Genomic DNA, 18,580 nt, shown 5'->3' on the forward strand with positions numbered 1-18,580 from the left:
GCGCAGGAAGGCATGACCATCAAACAACTCGACTGGGTCAACCGTTGGGGTGTGCCTGGCCGGTCCCTGACCCTGGACGTGCTCCTCAACGCGACCGTCATGGTCCTGGTGGGCCACCCTGTGAGTATCTTGCTGGCAAGCAACCTCGGCTACCTGCTGTCGATCATCCTGGGACTTTCGGCATTCCTGTTGCTGCGCAGGGATCGCCCGAACTGGCCGCGGCCAATCCGGAGGAGCAATGGCTGGATTCCCGTCGTGGCAATTTTGGTTGCGTTCAACATCTTCATCACCGTGGTCGGTGTTCTGAATCCCTCCCTACTGGGTTACGGCGGCGCCCGAGAGTCTCTGGTCGCGGTGGCCGTTCTGCTGTTCTCAGTCGTGCTCTACGCCTATCGACGCGTGGTCCAGGACAAACTTCCCATGCTCTGGCGACTTCCTGCGCCTGCCATGCCTCACGGTGCCGACGCTGTCGCCCTCGAGCACGAGATGCGGCAGATGCATTCCTCGCCCACCCACCTGGCGAACCGTGACCCGATGACGCCAACCGAACTCGAGAAGGACCCTCTGTGAGGACCATGCGAGCTCGATGACCGGCAGGTTCACCGCCGACACCACGCTGGTCACCATGCAGCCTCGGGATCGGACGCGAGTGTGCCAACGGCTCGTAGATGACGATCTCCTCGCCATCGGGGTAGGTCCCCCGATCGCGGCGAGGAACGGACGGCGACATGCCTCGGGTGGCCGGTACCAGGTCGGGCTTCTGGGGCCGGCCACGGTCCCGCGGCGCGGACAGTCGGGAACGCATCGAAATGAGATCAGCAGGAGGGATCGGATGAGAGTGGATGCGGAAGATGTGAAGTACTTCCACGTCGTGGCCGAAGCCAAGACTCTGGTCCGCGCCAGCCAGGAGCTGGGGGTTGACTACACAACCGTCAGCCGCCGGATAAGCCGGCTGGAGAAAGCGCTCGGCACTCGACTCTTCAGCCGAAGTGGGACTGGGTGGAAGCTGACACCGACGGGCGAAGGTCTCCTGCCGGCAGCGCGCATGGTCTCCCTCGGTGTCGATGTGTTCGCGGACGGCGACCCGATCGTGTCCGGCCCGGAGGAATGGACCATTCTTGCCCCGGACGGGTTCGCGGCGACAGTTCTGGCACCGCGCTGCGGTCGCCTGGTCGCCGAGAGCGGGGTCATCCTGCGAATCGTGACGGCGGACTCCCTCGCGAGCCGTGACGGCGTGTCCTACGACGCGGCAGTGGTCCGTACCAAGCCCACGTCCCCCCGGGTCAGGATTCAAGAACTCGTTACCTATGAGATCGGGCTCTACGCTACCGAGGACTATCTGCGCGAACACGCCGAGATCAAACGGGTTGAGGACCTGCAACAGCACGTCCTGTGCTGGTACGCAGAGGACCCCATTGCAGCCGTGCCCGACTTTGTGACTCTCAGACCGATGCTGCCCAACATCATCCGACTACAGTCCAACAATCTCCTTGTACACGAGGAAGCCGCACTGGCCGGGGTGGGAATTGCCGTCATGCCCTCCTACATTGCACGTCGGCGCCCCTCCCTGGTCCGGGTCCTCCCCGAGGAGGTCACGTACTCAGGGCACTACTGGACGGTTCTGCCGGCCGCACAGCTGCGCTGGGAAATCACCCGGAAGGTCCTGCGGTTTCTGCGCGAAGCCGTCCTCGACGCCGGTCTCGCCCCGCCCCTCGGAAAGGGAGCCACGTTGAGCGAGTGAAAGGTAGCCGTCGTGCTCGGCGGAGGCAGGGCTCGCCCCTTCTATTGGCGCACAACACCTCCGGCGTCGCCGGCTGGAGTATCGCCCTGATGCTTGCCCTGCGCCCCCTTGTCGGCCTGCAGCCCACCCCGCTTTCGTGAATGGCGTGACACCGACGGCCTCCCCACTCACGGGATGCGTGTGGCGTTGTTCGCCACCTGCGTGACGACAGCATGTGGCCCGAGACGCCGACGGTGCTTCGTCGCAGTGCTCGAACACCCTGTGCCACCGTGGGTTCCGACGGAGCGGGCCTGCTACGGACAGTTCGCCGACGTATTCGCACAGCACCGGCACCGTCCGGGTCGCGCGCGGGCCGCGTGGACACACACGACCCCGAGACCAGCCTGACCTGGACCGATACCCAGCAGCGATGATCGCGTCGACGTCGAGGAGCCCGCACTTTCCCGCATTCCCGGCTCCGCAGGTCGGGGAGGACATCGCCTACCGGCTCCGCGGCAACATCGACTGGCGTCTCCCACATCGCCCGGCCGCACCGTGCGTAGGATGCACGCTATGACGTCGGCCGACCCTGATCTCGCCGACCACCGGGTCCTGGCCGACGCGCTGACCGCTGAGCGGCCGCTATACGCGCTGGTAACCGCGCTTCACGGGCTCTCGGCCGCGCCGGTGGCCGTGATCGACCTGCGCGGTGGGGTGTTGGTCAGCGTGCCGGCGCGGGCCGAGTGGTCGGCCGAAGAACTGGTCGCGGCCTCGCCCCCGCCCGGGGACCTCGTGGCCGGCTGCATGCTCCGGCCGGTGGAGTTGGAGGGCGAGCCGGTCGCGGTGCTGTGCGCGCGGGGACAGGACATCCCACCGGCGCTGCTCGCCTTCGCCGCGACGCTGGCCGGCATCGAGCTGTCCCGCCGACACGCCGTCTTGAGCGGGCGACGGGAGCTGCTCGGCCAGGTACTCGAGGACGTCATCGCCGGGCAGTCCAGTGAGCAGGAGGCCGCGCGGCGGCTCGGCGAGCACGGCTTGGACGCCGGCAAGGCGCACGAGGTAGTCGTCGGGTCCGTGGCTTGTCCACCTCGGCGGCTCCGTTCCTACCCGTGGAACTTGCACACCCTGCTCAGCCAGCACCAGGACCCGCACCTGCGGGCCATCGTGCACGACCGCGTCGTCCTGGTCGTCCCGGAGGGAGCCGGACTGTTCGTGGCCAAACTGTGCCACGAGCACCTCACCAGCCTGGGGCCGGACGCTCGCGTGGGCGTGAGCAAGGCGCGCGTCGGGGTGCGCGGTCTTCGGCTGGGCTATTTCGAGGCGCGCAACGCCTTGGCCGAGGGCCACGGTGTGCACGTGCACCGGATCCAGGACCTGGCCACAGCCCTGCTGATCGCCAGCATCGAGGCCGGGATGCCGCTACGCGATCTCGCGGCCGAGGCACTGGCCCCACTCCTCGAGTACGACCGGAAGAACGGCACCTCACTCGTGACCACACTCCGCTGTTACCTGGCCGAGGACTGCGCACCGGCAGCCACGGCGACCGCACTGTTCGTGCACCGCAACACCTTACGCAATCGGCTGCGACTGATCGAGGAGCTCACCGGGCGCGATATCGACTCGCCGAGCAGCCGCACACACTTCTGGCTCGCCACGACCGGCTGGGAAATGGGCTCCGCCACCGATCTGTCGTCGCTGCTCGACGGGCGAGGTCCACAGTGACCGCCCGCGCCCGGGTCGCCCTCGACACCGTCCTCTTCGTGGGCGGCGACGCACCGGCCAGTCGCGCGTTCTACACCCTGGCCATGAACCATGAAAAGGCCGGAGAGGACTCCGGACATCGCATCTCGTTCGCGCCGGCGGGTGACGTTCCCACCCCACCGTCCGGGTGTTGGGTGCCCTGCTTCGACACCGACGACATGACCGCCACCGGCCGCCGAGCGCTCGACCTCGGCGCCCGGCCGGCCGGCACGGTGCCCGTCGACGGCCGACCCCAGCCCGTGTACTCCGCGCCCGACGGGGCACTGTTCGGACTGACCGACACCGCCCCCCGATCACCCAGTCAGCGACTGGGGGACGTGGCCTTCGTCGATTTGTACACGCCACTGGCTCGAGAAGCAGCAACCTACTACGCCCACGCGCTGTCCTGTCAGGTGATCGACGAGCCAGCACCTGGCCCGGGCAACTACCGCCTGCTGGTGTCCGCGGACCGACCACTGGCCGGCGTGGTCGACATGTTGGACGTCCTGCCCTCTGCCGTTCCGCCACACTGGATCCCCTTCCTACGAGTCCTCGACCTGGAAGCGGAGGTCGCCCGCCTGAGCGACCTCGGCGCTCGTGTCCGGGTCCCAGCCACCGAATCAGCGATGGGCCCCTTCGCCGTGCTCGCCGATCCATTCGGGGTCACCTTCGGAATCCAGACGCCGGCCTCCGACGACCTCCTCACGCAGTACGCCTCAATCTGGACGTAAATGCGAGCGCGAGTGTGGGCGTGCACAGTTCCCACTCCTTGAACTGTGCATGGGCATATGTTGACGGGCTGAATTAGTGATTAAGTTCATTGTCACTTGATCCAGCACTCCCCCACGATGGAGACGACGACATGACCACCGCCCTTCCGCCCGCACCCCTCACCCCTGCTGCGCTGGACTCCGTGCTCCAGGAACAACTCTCCGATGCACGAACCCTTCCAGCGGATGCCTACCTGTCCCCCGATGTCCTCGATTGGGAGCGTAAGCACCTACTGGAGGCCGCCTGGGTCTGCGTGGGGCGCAGTAGTGACGTCGGCAGGTCCGGTGACCAGCGCGCCGTCCGGGTCGGGACTCAGGGCATCCTGCTGACCCGCGATGCCGCCGGCACTCTCCACGCCTTCTACAACGCGTGCCGGCACCGAGGGCACGAGCTGTTGGCGGTGGACTCGTGCACCAACAAGAGGGTGGTGCACTGCCCCTACCACGCGTGGGTCTACGAACTCGACGGCGAGCTCCGCTCCGCGACGCAGTTCACCGGCACGGAGAACTTCTCCAAAGAGGAATGGCCGCTTGTCGGATTGCGCGCAGTCGAGTGGTTCGGATGGATCTTCGTCAACGCCTCCGACGACGCCCCCGACTTCAGCGAGTGGGTCGGCAATCTGACCGATGTCGTCGCCCCCTGGGATCCCACCGACATGGTCGTCGGAGAGTCTCACAGCTACACCCTCCAGACCAATTGGAAATTGGTGATCGAGAACTACCTCGAGTGCTACCACTGCCCCTCGATCCACCCGGAGCTCTGCCGGGTCAGCCCTCCGGAGACGGCAATGGGCCTGCGACACACCGGCATGTGGCTGGGCGGGCCGTTGGAGTTGCGCGAGAATGCGGAAACCATGAGCCTCGACGGCCGCAGCGGAGGCGAGCGCATCGCCGGGATCAGCGACGAGCAGGCCCGTCGGACGATCTACTTCATGCTCGCACCCAATCTGCTGCTCACCCTGCAGCCGGACTACGTGATGACCCACCGCCTGGTGCCGCTCTCTCCCGGCGAGACGTTCGTGGAGTGCTCCTGGCTGTTCCCCCGCCACGTGGCCGAGCGTCCGGGTTTCGACCCGTCCTACGCCGCCGGGTTCTGGGACATCACCAACCGCCAGGACTTCGCGGCCTGCGAGTCCGTGTACCAGGGCCTGCTGAGCAACGGGTACCGGCCCGGTCCCTTCGACGCGCGCGAGGACGGCGTCCGAGCCTTCCAGGCCCAGCTCGCCTCCGCCTACCTCACCGGCCGCTGGGACATCGCGCAAGCCATCACCTTCGGCGGTCTCGATGACCAGTGACGCCGAGTTTTCACTCGAGGTCACCGCCGTCGTCGCTCTGGCAGAGGGTGTGCGGCAGGTGCGCTTGGAGCGTCGCAACCGCACCCCGCTGCCTGGTTGGGAGCCCGGAGCACACATCGACTTGCTGCTGCCGAACGGGTTGGTGCGCCAGTACTCGCTCTGCGGTGACCCCCGGGACGATGCGGCCTACGAGATCGCGGTGCTGCGCGCGCCGCAGAGCCGCGGTGGCTCCGAGCACGTGCACACCCGCTTGCGTGTCGGCGACATGGTCCCTGTGCGGGAGCCACGGAACAACTTCACCTTTGCTGCCCGGCACCGGGCTCTGTTCATCGCCGGCGGAATCGGAATCACGCCGATCCGCGCCATGATCAGACAAGCCGAGCAGGACGGGAGCGAGTGGACGCTCCTCTACGGCGGGCGGACCCGCGACTCGATGGCCTTCGCCACCGAGCTGCAGCGCTACGGGGACCGGGTGCAGCTGGTCCCGGAGGATGAGCTCGGCCTTCTGGACCTGCCCGCGCTGCTGGGCACACCTCGGCCGGACACCGAGGTCTACTGCTGCGGCCCCACCGGTCTACTCGACGCCGTGCAGCGGTTGTGCAAACCGTGGCCCGCGGGGGCATTGCACCTGGAGAGGTTCTCCGGCGCAATCACCGACGGGCCGACCGACGCGTTCACCGTCGTCGCCGAACGCAGTGGCGTGGTCTGCTCCGTGGCGCCGGGCCAGTCGATCGTTGACGCGCTAGCCGACGTCGGCGTCGTCGTCCCCACCTCCTGCGGAGAGGGCCTGTGCGGCACCTGCGAGACGAAAGTGCTCGACGGGGTACCCGACCACCGCGACCTGCTCCTCGGCGACGACGAGCGGGAGGCAGGCACGTCGATGCTGATCTGCGTCTCCCGAGCCATCGGCCCACGACTGGTCCTCGACCTGTAGCGCCGGCACGGAGCGCCTCCTCGTGCCCACATTGACGCCGTCCTGGTTGCCCACCGCGGTCTGCCGCTGACGGCCCTGGGCGTTCGCCATTGACCCGGGGAGCAGCGCCTCAGGGGCGCCCAGCCAGTGGCCCTCGGCATCCCGGAGGTCGGCCGCACGACCGGGCCGGTGGGGTGCATGCGCTGGAAGAGCAACTATTCGAGGTGCGATGACCGGAGTGGCCGCGCGAGACGTCGCGCGGCCATTCCTGCCACCTCTACATCTGGACTGGAAAGAACGGAGACGACGTGACTGAAGACGAACTCGTCATGCTCGACTTCGCGGTCAAGTGGGCACCTTTCGGAGGCGGAGACGAACATATCCTGCCCGAGTTCGGTGTCTTCCCCACGGAGTTCTACCAGCGACTGCAACGTCTCCTCCGCCACCCCGGGGTGAACGAGTGCGTCCGACGCCGCCTCGACGAGTTGTGCGCCCTCAAACTCGAGCCGATGTTGCACTCGGACCGACTCGGACTCGCTCATCGTATTCCCCATGAGTCCGCCAACAGGTGCAGCTCCGCGACGAGGCAGCCACTCGACGCCCCCTAGAGGACACACCGGCCTTGACCGAACCGGCCTGTAGATCCGTCAGGAAACACGTCGAGCACGTCATGTCGGTAGCTGAGGTGCGCAAGGGCGGAGTCGAAGGTCCGGTTGCCTTCTCCGCGAACCGGTTCGGGTCGCCGACGCTTTGACCGCGCGGACCACCGACGCCTATCGGGTCAGGGCTGCATCGGGGAGTGTCAGGGACCGAGGCAGGACGAGTGCAGCCGGCCGTAGACAACCGTTGAATTGCGGACCGCGGCAGTGGCCGACTCTTTACGGCGAGATCACCGTGACCTGTAGATAGCTCAAAGTCCGGGGAGTCTTGCGGTCGGGGTGGGCGTATCTGTGGTGCAGTCGTCGTCGCCGTCGTGGCGTCCGGTTCATGGGCGGCCCGGGACTGCGGGAGCCGATGAGCGCATGGCGCTGACCGGCGGAATCCGGCTTCATTCCATAATCGCGACCCGAAATCGCGGTTGTCCTCCGATTGGGGGACAACGCATTCATCCCCCAGTGGGGCCCGGCTGGCGGACAGACGTCTGAGCTGTGACGAGTCATTGTTATTCAGACGCCGGAAACACTCCGACGCAACCCGGGATGACAGGACTGCGCAACAGAGACGCCATCGCGGCTCACCCCGAAGGGTCACCAACCTTCTCACCTTCTGCAGCAACCAACCAAAAGGACCACCATGGAGAACACCCAGCAGTCTTACATCGACGGTGAGTGGGTCGACCCCATCGGCACCGACACGCTCGACGTCGTCAACCCTGCGACAGAAGAGACCGTCGCCACCATCGCACTAGGCGACGAGAAAGACGTCGACCGCGCCGTCACGGCCGCCCGCAAAGCCTTCGACGGTTATGGGTCGACGACACGTGCCGACCGGATTGCATTACTGGATCAGATAATCGAGGTCTACGGACGACGGCTGGGCGACCTTGCGTCGACGATCACCCAGGAGATGGGCGCACCCACTTCACTCGCCACCACCGCTCAGGCACCGTCGGGCCTGGTGCATCTCACAGCGGCCGTCGATGCGCTCCGCGCGTTCGAATTCGAGGAGAGGATCGGAACGACGACGGTGGTGCACGAGCCGGTCGGTGTGTGTGCGTTCATCACACCCTGGAACTGGCCCGTCAATCAGATCGCCGCGAAGGTTGCGCCGGCGTTGGCCGCAGGCTGCACGATGGTGTTGAAGCCGTCCGAGATCGCGCCACTCAATGCGATCATCTTCGCGGAGATCCTTCACGAAGCAGGAGTCCCGACGGGAGTTTTCAACCTCGTTCAGGGTGACGGACCTACCGTCGGAGCCGCACTGTCGATGCACCCCGACATCGACATGGTCTCGTTCACCGGATCGACGCGTGCCGGCGTCGAGGTCGCGCGGAACGCTGCGACAACGGTCAAACGTGTCACACAAGAGCTCGGCGGCAAGTCGGCGAACATTGTGCTGGACGACGCGGACTTCGAGGAGGTCATCACCCGAGACGTTCTAGGCGTGGTGGTCAATTCGGGCCAGTCCTGCAATGCCGCCTCTCGCATTCTGGTTCCGTGGGACCGTATGGACGAAGCGATCGCGATCGCGAAGACCGCCGCCGCGTCGATCGTGGTCGGACAACCCGAGTGCGAGAGAACGACCGTGGGGCCGCTGGTTTCACAGGCACAGTTCGACAAGGTGCAGCGCCTGATCCAGGCCGGCATCGACGAGGGCGGCACACTCGTCGCCGGTGGTGTCGGTCGCCCGGCGGGACTGAGCACCGGCTACTTCGTCCGCCCCACCGTCTTCGCGGACGTGACGAACGATATGACCATCGCGCGAGAGGAGATCTTCGGCCCCGTCATGATGCTGATCGGCTACGAGGACGAGGCTGATGCAATCCGCATCGCGAACGACACCGCGTATGGGCTGTCCGGGATGGTCTCGTCGAGCGATCCGGAGCGCGCACGGAATGCCGCTCGGAAGTTGCGGACGGGAATGGTTCATCTCAATGGTGCTCCGCTGGCCTTCGATGCGCCGTTCGGAGGCTACAAACAGTCAGGCAACGGCCGGGAATTCGGCAAGTTCGGCCTGGTGGAGTACCTCGAGGCCAAGGCGATCTTCGGCGACAACGAAGACTGATCAGCCCGTGGGCGGTTCGCCGTGTAGAACGATGCACGGCGTTCATGTCCTACCCCGACGCCTGCTGGCCTTGCAGGTGGCGGCGGCGGTGTCGGGCCGGCCAGTTGTCGTACTACCGGGTTCGGCCGTGAGCAGCGGGACGAACCCGGCCGGGGCCACTGCAGAGCCGGCACCGCACTCGTGCGAACCGATCCGGAGATCGACCGTGAGAGTGCCCGACATGGGTTTCTCAGCGGTGGCGGGATTTGAGTGCAGGTCTTCGGCACGAAGGCTGGAACAGACAGGAGACCGATCGTGAATGCGATCATGTGGATGGGCGTGGCAGGAATAGTCGGCACGGCACTCTCACCGTGGATCACCGAACACATGCGCAGCAAGAATGCACGCCGGGACCAGCTCGTGAAACTACGGCTCGCGATCTACGCCGACCTGCTGCAAGCGACGGCCCGCATCGCGGCAACCGCAACAACATCGGCTGCATCGCACCCGCATGACGCGGACGAGATCGGCAGCGACGAATTCGATTCCCTGCTCAGCCAGGCGCGGGTCGTGGCCAGCGATGACGTTTACCGACGACTCAACGAGCTGTCGCAGCTCACTGGGACGTTCAACCAGCACCTCGTGAAGACCGAGCCTCGCCCGGTCTTCCCCCATCGGCAACACCTGCACGATGGCGCAGTGAACGATCCGTTGCGCCTCCAGCATCGAAGAACACTGACCGATATCGCGGGCGGTATCGCGGTGGCTCACGGGAAAGTCCAGGACGCGATCCGCCACGAGATGAATCGGTGACCGTCGATCGGATCCCACGTCGCCGTGTGGTCGTCAGGCCGCGAGCTCACGAGGACGAGCGAACACGTCCACCAGCGCACCGTTGCGCCACACCGTGATCTCGATTTGCCGGTCGATCGCGTCCTCGACCATCAACCGCTGGACGGCAGTCGTCGTCACGATCGGCTTGCCGTCGAGTTCGACCATAATGTCCCCGCGCCGCAACCCCGCCTCGGCGGCCGGGCTGCCCGGGGAGACACCGGCCACCTGCAGACCAGTCTTCGACCCGATCCGCCCCTGCAGCTTCTGAGGCAGCGGAACCTGCATGCCCGCGATCCCCAACCAGGCCCGACGCACCCGTCCCGCCGATACCAGCGCGGCGATGATCTGCCTCGTCGTCGAGTTGATCGGCACCGCCAGACCGACACCCATCCCGGCGACAGCGGTATTCACCCCAACCAGCCGGCTCGCACTGTCGGCCAACGCGCCACCGCTGTTCCCCGGATTCAGCGCCGCATCGGTCTGGATCACCTCATCGATCACCCGCCCCGACTCCACCGGCAACGAGCGGCCCAACCCGGACACGATGCCCGCCGTCACACTGCCCGCCAGACCCAGCGGGTTGCCCAACGCGACGACCAACTGCCCCACCCGCAGCGACGCGGCGTCACCCAACTCCACCGGAGCCGGAACATCGTCCCGAGCCCGCAGCACAGCCAGATCGGACAACGGATCGCGTCCCACCACATCGGTGCGCACAACGGTCCCGTCGGTGAACGCCGCCTCGGCCGCGCTCGCTCCGGCAACCACGTGCGCACTCGTCAGCAACAGCCGGTCATCGGTTATCACACTCGCACTGCCCGAACCGCTCCCCCGTGAGGTCCGCACAACCAGGCTGGCCACACTCGGCAACACCGCATCGGCGACCGAGATCACCGTCCTCGAGTACCCGTCCAATTCATCCAGTTCGCCCATACCCACTACAGCGCCGGGCACACCACCACCTATGCCCCTGTTCGCTCCCAGCTGACCACCCGGCGAAAGCACGGCGCGAAACTCTCCGCACGCTTCCTCCACGAGCGCTAACATCGCCGATCGTGACAACACTCCGCGACGTGCCCATGACGCTTTTGCGTATCAATTACCAATTGCTGCGTATCCCTTTGCAATTCGTGGAGCACATCGCGATCACCCAACTCGACGAACAAGCACCAGCGCGCCTCGCCTACGAAAAGTTGCTGATTCAATGCGATCGAGCAGCCGGCTACCTTCTCAACGACGAGAACGCCAACGGCCGCGCAGCAGAGCTGCACCGACATACGACTGCCGTCCGGGTCGGAATCGCCCGTCGACACCGGCGGGTAGATGCCGAAGGTGCGACCCTCCTGGATCTTCAGCGTGCGCGGTTCCACCGGCGCCGCCGACCCCACAGCGACACCGACCCGGCGTGACCGTGCGGTACGAGGCCGACCACTCACCGGCAGAGGCTGCGTTCGACGGTGGTGATCAGGGTGCGGGAGACGTCGGCGACGGGGAGATTCCGCCCGGTGTAGAGCTGGTCGAAGCTGTCGAAGCTCGCCAATAGCCAGAGCAGGTCTGCGGCTTCGTCGACGGTGACGTCCGGCCGCAGAACCTCCTGCTCGGCCAGTCGCCGGGCGAGGTGGACCATTCCGCCGGCCCGGTTCTCCTCGATCCGCGTAATGGCCCCGCCGACGGCATCCGCGTCGAGTTGGGCCATCGAGAACAATGCCCGGAAAACATCGCGGTGGGCTGCGAACACCCGTACTCCAGAGTCGATTCCGCCGCGCAGGTGCTCGCGCGCGTCCGGGTGCTCCACCGCGTCCACCACCGCCTGGAACCCGGCCCGGTGCCACCACAGGTCGGTGGTGAGCGCATCGAACAGCCCGGCTCGTGAACCGAAGACGAGGTAGACGGTGGAGCGGGAGACACCCGCCGCCCGTGCCACCTGGCCTCGGTTCCGCAGGATCACCTCGAACCGGTGCTGCTGGACCACCTGCGCTCGTTCGGCACCGCGCGGGTGGCGATGGGCATCGAAGTGGTCGGCCTCGACGGCCGGTCCGACGACGTTCAGGTGACGCTACGCGACGTCGAGACCGGCGAAACCCGAATCGTCCACGCCCGCTACCTCATCGCCGCGGACGGCGCGCGCAGCACGATCCGCGACGCCCTCGGGATTGCGATGCGTGGCCCGGGGCGTCTGTCCCAGGCCATCGGGACCGAGTTCCGCGCGCCACTGTGGGACCTGCTCGGCGGCCGTCGCTACTGCATCTACGCCGTCACCCACCCCGACGCCGCGGGGGTCTTCGTTCCGGCCGGCCGCGGTGACCGATGGGTCTACGGGGTGGAGCACGACCTCGCGCAGGAGCCCGCGCCACGTCTGACGAAGGAGCAGTCCGCCCGCCTCATCCGGCTCGGCATCGGACTGACCGACCTGGAGCCGAGGGTCGACCGCATCGGGACGTTCACCTTTGCCGCGCAGCTCGCGGACCGCTGGCGGGAGGGCGCCGCGTTTCTCGTCGGCGACGCCGCACACCAGATCACGCCACGCGGGGGCACCGGCATGAACACCGCCATCCAGAGTGCCTACGACCTCGGGTGGAAACTCGCCTGGGTGCTCCGCGGCTGGGCCGGACCGCAGCTACTGGACACCTACGAGGCCGAACGACGACCGGTGGCCGCGCACAACGTGGCCCGGTCGGCCGACCCGCACGGCGGGGCCCGACTCGCCGCGCACGAACTGCCTGCGGACCTCGGCGGCCGAATCCCGCACGTCTGGTTGCCCTCCCGAGCCAACGCTGTGTCCACCCTCGACCTACTCGGACCCGGGCTGACGTTGTTCACCACCGACCCGAGTGCGTCCTGGCAGCGCGCAGCGAGTTCCATTCCCGGGCCTCCGCTCGTCGTCCGCAACCTCGACGCCATCACCGCCCGCGGTATGGGCATCCCCCACGGCGGGGCACTCCTGGCACGCCCGGACGGGGCTCCGGCCGGATGGTGGCCGTCACGCACCGAACCAGATGCGGCACTCCGCCATGCGATCCGGGCGCTGCCGACCCCATCAGAGGCAGTGGATCGGAGTGCGGAAGGCGCCAGCGCTCGTTGAGCCCGAGCAGGAGGCGCCGGCGGAGGCTCGCGCGTGCGTGTCGATCTGGCGCGATGCCTCCGTAGGGACACCCACCGGGGTTTCCGCCTCATGGCGTCCAGACGCTAGCGAAGTGGGAACCCGAGACGGATGAGCGATTCTTTCAGCCGATCCCGCCCGTTCAGCCGCGCCGCGGACGCGAGTCGGTCCAGAACCCTGTCGATCCAGGAATGTTCGAGCTGCTGCGCCGAGTAGAAGGCGGCGATCCGCCCCTCGTAGGCGTCGACGTGGTCGCGCTGGGCGGGCAGGTCGTACTTCTCGTGGTGCAACACCGCCGCTCGGGGCAGGCGCGGTTTGATCTGGGCGTCGGCGTCCGGATGCGGATGTCCGACGACGAGCCCGAACACCGCGAACACGTGGGGAGGCAGGCCGAGTTCCGCCGCGACCTCCTCGGGCTTGTTGCGCAGCGCCCCGATGAACACCGTTCCCAGCCCGAGCGACTCCGCCGCGGTCACGGCGTTCTGCGCAGCCAGGGCTGCATCGATGAACCCGATATAGCTGCTCTCGAGGTAGTCGGCTCCCTCGATCGGCGCACCGCGGTCGCCGGCGAGCTGGCGGACGCGGGCGAAGTCGGCGAGCCAGACCAGCAGGACGGGGGCCTCGACGATGTGGGCCTGCTCGCCCGCGAGCGCGGCCAGACGAGCCTTGCGTTCGGGGTCGCGGACTGCGACGACACTCCACGCCTGGAGGTTCGACGACGTGGCGGCCGACTGCGCAGCCGAGACGAGGACGTCGAGCGTCTCGTCGGTCAGCGGATCGGGTAGGTAGCGGCGAACCGAACGGTGCGAGTGCAGGGCTTCCAGAACCGGATTCCACTGAGCGGGTTCGGTGAGGGCGGGATCCCAGTAGCGCTGCTGCAGCGCCGTGCGGGGTGCGATGTCTGCGATGGTCACCCGGACAGGAAAGCCGACCGCCGTCCCTCACTCCAGTGTTAGGCGCACCGTGATTCCGGAGATCCTCGGCGTTCTCGTCGACAACCGCGAAAGGAACGCGTGAACGGCCGCAGCGAGGCCGCCGATCGGCGACAATTCGGGGGCTGCCGACAGCGGTTCGGGAACTACGTGATGCAAGGGAGTGGACGTGACGGAACGGGTCATCGTGGTGACGGGTGCCGGATCGGGAATCGGGCGGTCCATGGCGACCGGACTGCTCGATGCCGGACATCACGTGGTGCTGACGGGACGGGCGCGTGACAAGCTGGACGAGACAGCGCACGGTCACGAACACGCGCTCGTGGTGCCGGCCGACGTCTCGTCGCCACAGTCGGTGCACAGCCTCTTCGCCGTCGTGGCCGAACGGTTCGGCCGCGTGGACGTACTCGTCAACAATGCGGGCACTTTCGGCCCCTCCGGCGCGGTGGACGAGATCGACCCGGAAGACTGGGACCGGACGGTGGCCACAAATCTGACCGGGGTCTTCCTCTGCTCGCGCGAGGCCGTGCGAATGATGAAGACGCAGACACCTCGTGGTGGACGCATCATCAACAACGGTTCACTGTCGGCGCACACGCCACGACCCGCGAGTGTCGCCTACACGGCAACCAAACACGGGGTGTCGGGGTTGACCAAGTCGATCGCGCTCGACGGGCGCGACCACGACATCTGCTGCACCCAGATCGACATCGGGAACGCCGCAACCGCCATGACCGAAAACATCGGCCAATCCGCCCGCCAACCGGACGGATCAGTGCGAGCGGAACCCACCTTCGATCCGTTATACGTCGCGGACGCGGTGACCCGACTGGTAGAACTCCCCCTGGACGTCACCGTGCCGACGATGACGATCATGGCCACCGGGATGCCGTACATCGGCCGCGGCTGACAGGGCGGCCGGTCAGCGACGCTGGTCTGCCCAGTCGACCCGGGCGGCCAGTGCGTGCAGCGACCGTTTCCTGCTCGCGTTGCATTCCCCGACCCAGGCGATGCGTCCGTAGACGTATTCACGGAAATGCGGTCGGCCGTCACGATTCTGCGAATCGGGTCCGTGTCGAGCGCAATTGAAGAGCAGCGCTCGCAGGTCGTCGTACTCGGTTCGCGCCGCCTGCGGACGAGTGTTGACCACCAACCCCGCCAGGTGCTGGCGTCGATGCGCCCGCATGATCCGGGTCTTACCGGTGTGCACGGAGAAGCCTTCGTGCGCCACGATCCGGCCGACTGCGTGGATCAGTCGGTCCACCGCCAGTTCCGTGCCGGAGAACGCGAGGTCGTCGGCGTATCTCGTGTAACCGGCGCGATGGGTTCTCGCGAGTCCGGTCAATCTGCGGTCGAGTCGATATGCGACGAGATTGGCGAGCGCCGGCGAGGTCGGTGCGCCTTGCGGTAGGTGCGCACCCCGGAGCCGACTCGCCGCATCGAACGGAAGCTGCGCGAGGACACCTGACGGGGTAGACGTCGTGCAGAGCCCGGCGAGCACGCGTGACACCCGAGTCGGGTAGCCGAGGGCATCGAAGACCGCCCTCACCCGCGTCTGGGAGACGGAGGGAAAGAAGGCACGGAGGTCGATGCGCAGCACGACATCGTGTCCCGTGTGGGGCGCGGCGAATGTGTGGACGCTGCGACCTCGGACGAATCCGTGCGCCGCGGCGTGTGGTGGGACGCGGTCGAGTACCGAACGCAGAATCCGGCGCTGCACCTCTCGAAGGCGTTCCTTGGGCGCCTCGAGCAGGCGGTTGTCCGATCGGATCCGATAGCGGTAGTGCTGCAGCGGAGTCGCTTTCGTGCGCAGCCACCCGCCGGGATCTGCGAACCAGTCGAGTTCGGCCGGGGTGAGACCGACCGCCTCGGCGACCGCCGCCGTGTGCGACCACCGCGGGACGTCGAATTTCCAGTCACTGCCGGACGACTCGACGACCGTCTCGGGTTGCTCGATCTGCGGGAGCTCCGACAGCAGCCGATAGACGCCGTCGACGCCGTCGATCGGCGGCGTGGGCATGAGGTCGTAGAGCCGGGTCGCGATCCGGCCGGCATCCGGCACACCGGCTTCCTCGAAGCGGAGGATGAGGCCGGCCCTGGTCCAGGCTCCAACGGTTGCCTCGACAGCGAGGCGACGAGCGATCTCAGGCTGCAGAGCCCGGCCGGCTGTCATGGGTGCGACGGTGCGAGGTGACCGATATCTGTCGTCTGCGGCGCGCCGAAGCACGCGGAGCATACGGTCGCGCGTCGGACGGTGTCTCCGATGAACACTGTCGAGCCAGGGGTTTCCCCTGACGTGGTCGCGGCCGGCGAACCGGCCACACCACTCTCACCTCTGCACCGTCGCACCTCGTGAGAATGCCACATGATCTCTGCCGTGCGGGCTCTATCGGTCTTGATGTCGAATCGAGCGACTCCGCTGGTCGGAGTGCGCAATCGATCCAGTCAGCGGGGGCACAGAGCGACGACGTCGATCTCGACCAGAAAGTCACCGAGATGCGATCCGACGGTGGTTCGCGCCGGGTACGGGTGCGAGACGAACTTCTGGAAGGTTTCGTTGAAACCGGTGAAGTCTCGCGCTGGATTCTGCAGGTGGACGGTCGCCTTGACCACGTGCGAGAAGTCCGAGCCGCACGATTCGAGTACGGCTGCGAGGTTGCGCATCGCCTGTTCCGTTTGTTCTTCGATGGTGGTGCCGACGAGTTCCCACGTCTGCGGGTGGTGGGGCGTCTGACCTGCCGTGTACAGGACCCCGTCGGCAAGGATCGCCTGGGAGTAGTGCCCTGCAGGGCTGGGTGCATCGTCTGTGCTGACCTGTTGCCTGTTCATGTGGTTCCTCAGTCCTGAATGTTCGTTGTTCTCGATCGCGGGCGGGCGGGCGGGTGAGGTGTTCACAGCACCTTCGAGAGAAACGCGCGGGTCCTCTCCTGTTGCGGGTTCCCCAGAACCTCGGACGGCGGGCCCGCCTCGACGACGACACCCTGGTCCATGAAGACGATCTGATCGCTGACCTCGCGGGCAAACCCCAACTCGTGGGTGACCACGACCATGGTCATACCGGCTTCCGCCAGGGACTTCATCACGTCCAGTACCTCACCGACGAGTCCCGGGTCGAGCGCTGAGGTCGGTTCGTCGAACAGCAGCAACTTGGGCTTCATCGCCAGTGCGCGGGCAATCGCGATCCGCTGTTGCTGTCCGCCGGAGAGCTCCCGTGGGTATGCCTGACCTCGGTTCCCCAGTCCGACACGATCGAGCAGGACGTGCGCCTCCGCTGTCACCTCGTCGCGGGGTCTGCCGAGAACGTGAATCGGGGCTTCGACGATGTTCTCGAGAACGGTCATGTGCGGAAACAGGTTGAAGCGCTGAAACACCATGCCGGCATTGAGTCGAGACCGTGCCGTCTGACGTGGCTTCATCTCGTGTAGCCGGCCATTGCGTTCCGAGTAGCCGATCAGTTGTCGATCCACGTACAGTCGGCCCGCATCAACTTTCTCGAGGTGATTGATGCAGCGCAGGAAGGTGGTCTTCCCGGATCCGGACGGTCCGATGAGACAGGTCACCGAACCGCGCTCGACACTGAGGTCGATGCCCTTGAGGATCTCGGTGGCACCGAATCTCTTCCGGACGCCCTGTGCTTTCACCATGACGGTGTTCATTTCGCCCTTCCCAGTGCCAGTCGACGACGTGTGGGTGCTACCGACGCGGTGAACCCGCGCGCGTAGTGTTTCTCGAGCTTGTCCTGGAAGAAACTCAGGATGGTGGTCATCAGGAGATACCACAGGCTCGCGACGATGAGCAGCGGGATCGTCTGGTAGTTCAACGAATAGATGATCTGCGCGGAGTACAGCAGATCGGAGATCGCCAGAACGCTGACGAGGGTTGTCCCTTTCAGCATCGAGATCACCTGGTTCCCCGTCGGCGGAAGCACCACGCGCATGGCCTGGGGAAGAATGACCCGGCGCATCAGCTGAGTCTTGTTCATTCCCAGCGCCTGAGCCGCGTCGTACTGGCCGTTGTCCACCGATCCGATGCCACCGCGGATGATCTCTGCCATGTAAGCCGCTTCGTTCAGAGACAGTCCGAGGAGAGCGGCCCCGAGGGGCGTGATCAGCGTGTTGACCGAGCCAACCATCAATTCTGGTCCCCCGAAGGGGATTCCGATCGAGATGGTGGGATACAGGGCAGCGATGTTGTACCAGAAGATCAGTTGGACGAGGAGCGGAGTGCCCCTGAAGAACCATATGTAGCCCCGGCTGATCGAACTGACGATCGGATTGTCCGACAGCCGCATGACGGCAAGGAGCGTTCCGAGCGAAATGCCCGCGGTCATCGAGAAGATCGTCAGGATGATCGTGAGAACTACGCCTCGAAGTATCTCCGGGGCAAACAGGTAGGACGACACGACATTCCAGTGGAATCGGTCGTTCGTTGCGACGTTCCACGTCACCGCCACGGCGACGATGAGCAGCACCAGTCCGAACGTCTGCCGCACAGGATGTTTGAGTGGCACAACCGGGATGGAAGTGTCCGGGGACGCCGACACTGCGGACGGAGGAGGGAAGGCGTCTCGCGA

The 18,580-nt window shown here is 66.3% G+C and carries 19 protein-coding genes; 12 read left to right on the top strand and 7 right to left on the bottom strand.

Features of this window, described 5'->3' with window-relative positions; translation table 11 throughout:
• The 9 genes from AZG88_RS54885 to AZG88_RS47530 all read left to right on the top strand — a co-directional run.
• Positions 1–570, top strand: a 570-nt coding sequence (locus AZG88_RS54885; RefSeq protein ID WP_231914471.1) for an amino acid permease, incomplete at its 5' end; no start/stop codon positions are given.
• A 262-nt stretch (positions 571–832) separates the two neighbouring features.
• Positions 833–1,741: a LysR family transcriptional regulator gene (locus AZG88_RS47495; RefSeq protein WP_197488047.1), complete on the top strand. Its 909-nt coding sequence runs from the start codon at positions 833–835 to the stop codon at positions 1,739–1,741.
• Between the two features lie 552 nt (positions 1,742–2,293).
• Entirely contained in the window at positions 2,294–3,442 is a 1,149-nt protein-coding gene (locus AZG88_RS47500; RefSeq protein ID WP_061046032.1) for a PucR family transcriptional regulator, read from the top strand.
• Positions 3,439–4,191 (top strand): VOC family protein, encoded by a 753-nt coding sequence (locus AZG88_RS47505; protein ID WP_061701456.1) that lies wholly within the window; start codon positions 3,439–3,441, stop codon positions 4,189–4,191. Before AZG88_RS47500 ends, AZG88_RS47505 begins: the two co-directional genes overlap by 4 nt.
• Positions 4,192–4,322: 131 nt before the next feature.
• On the top strand, positions 4,323–5,525 hold the full coding sequence (locus AZG88_RS47510) for an aromatic ring-hydroxylating oxygenase subunit alpha (RefSeq protein WP_061701457.1): 1,203 nt from the start codon (positions 4,323–4,325) through the stop codon (positions 5,523–5,525).
• Positions 5,515–6,459: a PDR/VanB family oxidoreductase gene (locus tag AZG88_RS47515; RefSeq protein WP_061046035.1), complete on the top strand. Its 945-nt coding sequence runs from the start codon at positions 5,515–5,517 to the stop codon at positions 6,457–6,459. The genes AZG88_RS47510 and AZG88_RS47515 overlap by 11 nt, the downstream gene beginning before the upstream one ends.
• Before the next feature lie 287 nt (positions 6,460–6,746).
• Positions 6,747–7,046, top strand: coding sequence for a DUF3263 domain-containing protein (locus AZG88_RS47520; RefSeq protein WP_156517785.1), 300 nt, complete (start codon positions 6,747–6,749; stop codon positions 7,044–7,046).
• A 685-nt stretch (positions 7,047–7,731) separates the two neighbouring features.
• Positions 7,732–9,162, top strand: coding sequence for an aldehyde dehydrogenase family protein (locus AZG88_RS47525; RefSeq protein ID WP_061701458.1), 1,431 nt, complete (start codon positions 7,732–7,734; stop codon positions 9,160–9,162).
• Between the two features lie 294 nt (positions 9,163–9,456).
• Positions 9,457–9,954 carry a hypothetical protein gene (locus AZG88_RS47530; protein ID WP_061046038.1) on the top strand — a complete coding sequence of 166 codons (498 nt, stop codon included), beginning with the start codon at positions 9,457–9,459 and terminating at the stop codon, positions 9,952–9,954.
• 33 nt (positions 9,955–9,987) lie between these two features.
• Here the strand turns inward: AZG88_RS47530 and AZG88_RS47535 are convergent, their stop codons facing one another.
• Positions 9,988–10,908: a S1C family serine protease gene (locus tag AZG88_RS47535; protein WP_061701459.1), complete on the bottom strand. Its 921-nt coding sequence runs from the start codon at positions 10,906–10,908 to the stop codon at positions 9,988–9,990.
• A 146-nt stretch (positions 10,909–11,054) separates the two neighbouring features.
• Here AZG88_RS47535 and AZG88_RS47540 point away from each other — a divergent pair, with 146 nt between their 5' ends.
• Positions 11,055–11,384 (top strand): hypothetical protein, encoded by a 330-nt coding sequence (locus tag AZG88_RS47540; protein WP_061046040.1) that lies wholly within the window; start codon positions 11,055–11,057, stop codon positions 11,382–11,384.
• Between the two features lie 23 nt (positions 11,385–11,407).
• Here the strand turns inward: AZG88_RS47540 and AZG88_RS47545 are convergent, their stop codons facing one another.
• A complete protein-coding gene (locus AZG88_RS47545; protein WP_231914473.1) occupies positions 11,408–11,947 on the bottom strand; it encodes a TetR/AcrR family transcriptional regulator in 540 nt (179 codons plus the stop codon).
• Between AZG88_RS47545 and AZG88_RS47550 the strand changes: the two genes are divergently transcribed.
• Positions 11,933–13,057, top strand: coding sequence for an FAD-dependent monooxygenase (locus AZG88_RS47550; RefSeq protein ID WP_231914474.1), 1,125 nt, complete (start codon positions 11,933–11,935; stop codon positions 13,055–13,057). The two genes, AZG88_RS47545 and AZG88_RS47550, sit on opposite strands and share 15 nt — an antisense overlap.
• Before the next feature lie 104 nt (positions 13,058–13,161).
• Here the strand turns inward: AZG88_RS47550 and AZG88_RS47555 are convergent, their stop codons facing one another.
• Entirely contained in the window at positions 13,162–13,989 is an 828-nt protein-coding gene (locus tag AZG88_RS47555; protein ID WP_061701462.1) for an NADPH-dependent oxidoreductase, read from the bottom strand.
• 181 nt (positions 13,990–14,170) lie between these two features.
• On the opposite strand from AZG88_RS47555, the gene AZG88_RS47560 reads away from it, so the two are divergent.
• Complete coding sequence (locus AZG88_RS47560) at positions 14,171–14,917, top strand: SDR family oxidoreductase (protein WP_061701463.1); 747 nt, start codon at positions 14,171–14,173, stop codon at positions 14,915–14,917.
• A gap of 12 nt (positions 14,918–14,929) precedes the next feature.
• Here the strand turns inward: AZG88_RS47560 and AZG88_RS47565 are convergent, their stop codons facing one another.
• The 4 genes from AZG88_RS47565 to AZG88_RS47580 all read right to left on the bottom strand — a co-directional run bounded on the left by AZG88_RS47565 (position 14,930) and on the right by AZG88_RS47580 (position 18,517).
• Positions 14,930–16,180 carry a reverse transcriptase family protein gene (locus AZG88_RS47565; protein WP_082833666.1) on the bottom strand — a complete coding sequence of 417 codons (1,251 nt, stop codon included), beginning with the start codon at positions 16,178–16,180 and terminating at the stop codon, positions 14,930–14,932.
• Between the two features lie 272 nt (positions 16,181–16,452).
• Complete coding sequence (locus tag AZG88_RS47570; protein ID WP_005242878.1) at positions 16,453–16,836, bottom strand: RidA family protein; 384 nt, start codon at positions 16,834–16,836, stop codon at positions 16,453–16,455.
• 62 nt (positions 16,837–16,898) lie between these two features.
• Positions 16,899–17,663, bottom strand: coding sequence for an amino acid ABC transporter ATP-binding protein (locus AZG88_RS47575; RefSeq protein WP_061701464.1), 765 nt, complete (start codon positions 17,661–17,663; stop codon positions 16,899–16,901).
• Positions 17,660–18,517, bottom strand: a complete 858-nt coding sequence (locus tag AZG88_RS47580) for an amino acid ABC transporter permease (protein ID WP_226955520.1) — start codon at positions 18,515–18,517, stop codon at positions 17,660–17,662. Before AZG88_RS47580 ends, AZG88_RS47575 begins: the two co-directional genes overlap by 4 nt.
• Between the last annotated feature and the right edge of the window lie 63 nt (positions 18,518–18,580).

Source organism: Rhodococcus sp. LB1 (assembly GCF_001583455.1).
Taxonomy (GTDB): Bacteria; Actinomycetota; Actinomycetes; order Mycobacteriales; family Mycobacteriaceae; genus Rhodococcus_F; species Rhodococcus_F opacus.

Bases quoted from the DNA above. Each gene is read 5' to 3' on its own strand.
- AZG88_RS47495 (WP_197488047.1), top strand. From the start codon at position 833: ATGAGAGTGGATGCGGAAGATGTGAAGTACTTCCACGTCGTGGCCGAA.
- AZG88_RS47500 (WP_061046032.1), top strand. From the start codon at position 2,294: ATGACGTCGGCCGACCCTGATCTCGCCGACCACCGGGTCCTGGCCGAC.
- AZG88_RS47510 (WP_061701457.1), top strand. From the start codon at position 4,323: ATGACCACCGCCCTTCCGCCCGCACCCCTCACCCCTGCTGCGCTGGAC.
- AZG88_RS47515 (WP_061046035.1), top strand. From the start codon at position 5,515: ATGACCAGTGACGCCGAGTTTTCACTCGAGGTCACCGCCGTCGTCGCT.
- AZG88_RS47525 (WP_061701458.1), top strand. From the start codon at position 7,732: ATGGAGAACACCCAGCAGTCTTACATCGACGGTGAGTGGGTCGACCCC.
- AZG88_RS47535 (WP_061701459.1), bottom strand. From the start codon at position 10,908: ATGGGCGAACTGGATGAATTGGACGGGTACTCGAGGACGGTGATCTCG.
- AZG88_RS47540 (WP_061046040.1), top strand. From the start codon at position 11,055: ATGACGCTTTTGCGTATCAATTACCAATTGCTGCGTATCCCTTTGCAA.
- AZG88_RS47565 (WP_082833666.1), bottom strand. From the start codon at position 16,180: ATGACAGCCGGCCGGGCTCTGCAGCCTGAGATCGCTCGTCGCCTCGCT.
- AZG88_RS47570 (WP_005242878.1), bottom strand. From the start codon at position 16,836: ATGAACAGGCAACAGGTCAGCACAGACGATGCACCCAGCCCTGCAGGG.
- AZG88_RS47575 (WP_061701464.1), bottom strand. From the start codon at position 17,663: ATGAACACCGTCATGGTGAAAGCACAGGGCGTCCGGAAGAGATTCGGT.